Source organism: Nostoc sp. (genome assembly GCF_036917755.1).
GTDB lineage: Bacteria > Cyanobacteriota > Cyanobacteriia > Cyanobacteriales > Nostocaceae > Nostoc.
Genome location: NZ_JBALFC010000072.1, coordinates 1 through 3715 on the forward strand (window position 1 = coordinate 1; position 3715 = coordinate 3715).

2 protein-coding genes and 1 pseudogene are annotated in these 3715 nt (G+C 41.7%); all 3 read left to right on the plus strand.

What is annotated here, in order from left to right:
• Nucleotides 1-445 precede the first annotated feature (445 nt).
• Nucleotides 446-1729, plus strand: a complete 1284-nt coding sequence (gene hisD / locus V7L05_RS17180) for a histidinol dehydrogenase (RefSeq protein ID WP_335165730.1) — start codon at nucleotides 446-448, stop codon at nucleotides 1727-1729.
• 527 nt (nucleotides 1730-2256) lie between these two features.
• A pseudogene (locus V7L05_RS34740) lies at nucleotides 2257-2361 on the plus strand (IS701 family transposase); the annotation flags it as partial.
• Nucleotides 2362-2757: 396 nt separating this feature from the next.
• The coding region (locus V7L05_RS17185; RefSeq protein ID WP_335165731.1) for a matrixin family metalloprotease at nucleotides 2758-3715 on the plus strand (958 nt) is incomplete at its 3' end.

A 3715-nucleotide genomic window follows, 5' to 3' on the forward strand; every position in this document is an offset into this window, starting at 1 on the left:
TTGCGATCGCACTTAATTTGTTCAATCCTAGACATTTAAGAAATTGGTTTGCAAACTGCTGCTACTGTACCTCATAAACCTGCAATCTGCTGTATATAGATAAATATTAAAGATTTCAGCAGTCGTTGCCAAGTAAAATCACCAATTAGCAGTTTTATAAGTTGCTGTTTTTCCATTAGATTTGATTTTTACGATAAAGCTTTATTAAGAATAAAAGCGTTAGTCGTCAAGATTTAGTTTGATATTCTATAGCAATCCTAAATCATTTGTGAGAAATTTAGGAAAAATTGGACGAATAGAATTTTCTACTACATAAACAAAGTCCACCGGGAGCATCTCACTTTCGTAAAAATGACAACGATCGCTGTGTAACAAATAATTTTTTTAACCCGTCGAACTCACGTTAAACTAATTTAGAGAATTCACTGCTTGCAAGAGACTGTTTATGCAGCTGCTTCAAACTACCGACAAAGATTTTTCTAATAGATTCAAAACCCTTGTCAGCGATCGCCGAGAAGCTACAGTTGATGTTAGTGGGACAGTACGCGAGATTCTAGCTGATGTCAAAGTGCGTGGTGATGCCGCAGTCAAGGACTATACTAGCCGCTTTGATCACTACAATCCCCAATCTTTGCATTTGAGCGAAACCTTTATTGCCGAACACGCAGCACAATGTCCTGCTGATGTCAAGGCGGCGCTGGAACTTGCTGCTGAGAGGATTGTGGCTTTCCATGAAAAACAACTACCGCAAGATATTAGCTACACCGATACAGCCGGGGTAAAACTAGGATTAAATTGGATATCGCTGTCTCAAGTGGGAATTTATGTACCTGGAGGACGTGCCAGCTATCCTAGTTCTTTACTGATGAACGCTCTACCTGCCAAAATTGTCGGCGTGGAACGAATCGTTATGACAGTACCGATGCCTCGCGGTGAGATTAATTCCGCCGTATTCGCAGCTGCCCAAATTGCTGGTGTCACGGAAATTTATGGCATTGGTGGGGCGCAAGCGATCGCAGCATTAGCTTATGGTACAGAAAGCATTGCCCCCGTAGATAAAATTGTCGGCCCTGGTAATGCTTATGTTGCTGAAGCTAAACGTCAAGTATTTGGCACTGTTGGCATTGACAGCATCGCCGGGCCTTCAGAAATTCTGGTGGTAGCCGACCAACATAATAACCCAGACTGGATTGCCTGGGATTTGCTATCGCAAGCAGAACACGATCCTAGCGCCCAGTCAATTTTGATTACTGATTCGGAAATTTTTGCTCAGAAAGTGATAGCGGCGGTTGATCAAATTCTCGCTAACCTGCCCACCAAACAAGTCGCTAATGCCAGTTGGCAAAATTATGCAGCCGTGATTATTGTCAGCGATTTGACAGAAAGTATACCACTGTTGAATCAACTAGCTCCAGAACATGTCGAATTGTGCGTAGACAACCCAAAATTGTTTGCCAATCAAATTAAGTGTGCTGGTAGCGTGTTTTTAGGACGTTATACCCCAGAAGCAGTTGGCGATTACGTAGGAGGCCCCAACCATGTACTGCCTACTGCACGTTCTGCCCGATTTGCCTCTGGCTTGAGTGTCTACGACTTTCTCAAGCGGATTACCTATTTGGAATGCAATCAACAAGCATTACAGACAATAGGTAAAGCAGCCGTGACCTTAGCAGAAGCAGAAGGTTTACCTGCCCATGCAGGTAGTATATCTGTGCGTCTGCAATCATAAGCTGAGTTCACACTCTCGGACCTAAAGGTGCGGAGATTCTTAAGACTATGAGCGTCCTTAATATCTTGTTTGCACAGGTACGCGCAGCTCACCACATTTGCCCGCTAGGGCGTAGTGATATCTCCTCAAGGTTGTTTCGGGCGTGGACTTTCCCCCAGTCCGGGGGTAGGTTTTTAAATCTTGTACTAATTAAACTATCTTAACATGACTGAGGCGTAAACACCTTACTCGTGCTTTCAACCCAACCACCTGAAGTACTTTGGACGCAACTGCGTTGCTGTTTTTCAGGGGTTTTCAGCATTTTCCTTATAATTTCGCAGTTCCTCGTTCCCAGTCAGCAATTCTAAATTTAAGAGTAAGTAGGTAAGCAAAACATTAAGAGTTGCAACAATGATTCAATGTTTGCGGAATCTAAAACCGGAGACAGGGCTTACGTAACTGGCAGAATGCGATCGCTTCGCTCGCCGCAGGCATCGCTATTTCATAGTACATAAGTATTATTTAACCCCATTCCGAAAGCTTTGTATGCTGATCAAAGTGGTCAAACAATTTATCAAATTAAACGGGGATTATTGTCCAATTATTTAGTTCAGCAACTAAAACGCCCAAATGTTCCGATGTTTATCCTTTAGTTGTTAGGTACTCGGCGCGGCTGCGTCGCGCCGTCGCTTGCGCCAGTTGCGTAAATCCTGTCAAAGAAAAATTCCACCAGTAGTGAAGAAGAATAATAGTTTCTGTACCTGAGGGGGCGACATCCGCCCCCTCAGAATCTTTTCTTTAACTGACACAAGATTTTCGTTGATCATCATGTATTACTTTAACAATTTATTACTTACGTAATATCAAGACAAATAGTAAAATTAAACACAAAAATTACAGTATTATTTACCAAGCTTGTGTAGTGTATAGGCATCAGTATTTGCCTGCCTAATTTTTCCGAGTAACAAATATTTGACTCTCAACCTTTGAAATTGCAAAGGCTATCGGATTCGTTTTGCCAAAATACCTAACTTTGAATGGAGTAATCTATGTTTTCTAGCGAAAATAATCTCATCAATACAGATAGTATTCTCGGAAATAATCCAAATATAAATTCATATAGAACCGATAATAGCTATGGGTTAAATGTCAATCACAATAGCTATGCTCCTGATGCCATCTATGCTCCTGGTTACCAAGTCCATGAACCCATAGTTGGATCAGTCAACAGTAATTATAAATGGTCACAGCTAGGAGGCAAAGGTTCAGCAGTTAATATTACTTATAGCTATAGTAATATTTTAGATGGTACTCTTAAAGGCGGTCTTACTTCTCTACAAATCCAAGCAGCAATTAAAGAAGCTCTTGGACTTTGGGCAAAATATGCCCCACTAAATTTTAAGGAATCTGTTGATAGTGGTCCTGCTCCATCAGATACCGATTATGCACCAGTAAATACTCCTCAACTCCGTTTCGGCTATCACAACATTGATGGTGACAGTGGAGTTTTAGCCCATGCTTATTATCCTACTGGTTCAGGTTTAGCGGGCGACCTCCACTTTGACAGTAGCGAAACCTGGAAAACAAGCCCATCTGGTGGTATCGACCTACTATATGTAGCAGTACATGAAATTGGTCATGCGTTAGGTCTTGCTCATGATTCTAGCACTCAGGCAATAATGAATCCGTATTACGGAGCGCGTTATTCAGGTTTAGGAACTTCCTTCCTCTACCAAGATGACATCAATGGTATCCGAGATATCTACGGCACGGGTATTGGTTCAGTCACTACACTTTCTTCTGTTGCACCAGACTTAATCGTTCAAAATGTTTCTGCACCAAGCACCACAACAGTTGGTAGCACCATCCAACTTAACTATCAAGTCAAGAACCAAGGTAATACTAGTGCAGATTATAGCTACAGCAAGTTCTATCTCTCCAAAGATGCTACTTTCAGCAATGATGATGTATTTTTGAACAATGATTATGTTACCAACATTGGTGCTG